Origin of the sequence: Collinsella sp. AF05-9 (assembly GCF_003465595.1) — a bacterium.
In the GTDB taxonomy this organism is placed as follows: domain Bacteria; phylum Actinomycetota; class Coriobacteriia; order Coriobacteriales; family Coriobacteriaceae; genus Collinsella.
Window position 1 is genome coordinate 1 of sequence record NZ_QSBB01000080.1, and the last position, 1,217, is coordinate 1,217.

Here is a 1,217-nt window from a genome sequence, read left to right on the forward strand (position 1 = left end):
CGGCCGCGGGAGAGCTCGGCGGAGGGCACGACGAGAAGGTCCAGGCCCTCCTTGTACAGCACGTCGTTGGTGACGGTGTTGCGGGCGTAGACGCAGATCTTGCCGGGCTCGACGCACAGGGTGTTGGAGCCGTCGTTCCACTGCTCGCGGGAGGCCGCGATCGGGTCGCCGCCGCCGCAGGGGATCAGCTTGACCTGGTCGACGCCGGTGGCGTCCTCCAGGACGTGCTCGAGGGTGTCCTCGATCAGGCGGATGTTCACGTCGCCCGGGTTCTTGCCGGCGGTCAGCTCGTAGACGCGCAGGGTGCCCATGATGGCGGGGTGGATCGTGAACTTATCGACGTCGATCTGGGTGAAGACCGTGTCGAGGTGCATGAAGGCGCGCGAGACGGGGATGTCGAAGGCCAGGATGCGCTCGACCTTGGAGTCGGAGTTCCAGAAGATGTTCTGGGCCATGACGTCGATGGCTGCGGCCTGGGTGCGCTGGGAGATGCCGACGGCGAGGGTCTTCTCGTTGATGTTCAGCACGTCGCCGCCCTCGGTGTGGAACTGGCAGTCGCGGCGGAAGTACAGGGAGACGTCCTTGTAGTCGGGGTGGTACTTGAAGACGTACTTGCCGTACAGGGTCTCGCGGTTGCGGGTGACCGAGTACATGCGGTTGAGGTTGACGCCCTCGCCGACGACCGCGAACGGGTCGCGGGTGAAGTAGAGGTTGGGCATCGGGTCGATGATCAGGTCGGACTCGGACTCGGAGTTGACCAGGGAGTCGAGGGTCGTGGACGCCGTGAGGGGCATGTCGATCTCGGCCTTGGTCATGCCGGCCATGGTCTTCTTGACGAACTCGAGGTTGTCCTCGATGGAGTCCAGCTTCTCGCGGACGATCTGCGGCATGTGCTGGCCGCGGATGCCCGCCTCGGCGATGTACTGGTCGGTGAACTCGGCGCGGGCGCCGGGGACCTGGTCGAACACCTCTGCGACGAGGTTCTCGAGGTAGAGCACCTCGACGCCCTGGTCCCTCAGGATCTGGGCGAAGGTGTCGTGCTCCTGCTGCGCGACCTCCAGGAACGGGACGTCGTCGAACAGGAGTCGCTCGAGCTCGTCGGGCGGCAGGTTGAGGAGCTCGTCGCCGGGACGGTGCAGGCAGACCTTCCTGAGCTTGCCGATCTCGGAAGGCACGTGCAGACCTTTCGTCATGGCCTCCTACCTTTCTTTCGGGCC

General features: G+C 65.2%; 1 protein-coding gene. It reads right to left on the reverse strand.

Annotated features, from left to right (window positions below; all coding sequences use genetic code 11):
* Positions 1 to 1,193: arginine deiminase (locus tag DWV43_RS09995; protein WP_117856220.1), on the reverse strand; the 1,193-nt coding region annotated here is incomplete at its 3' end.
* Between the last annotated feature and the right edge of the window lie 24 nt (positions 1,194 to 1,217).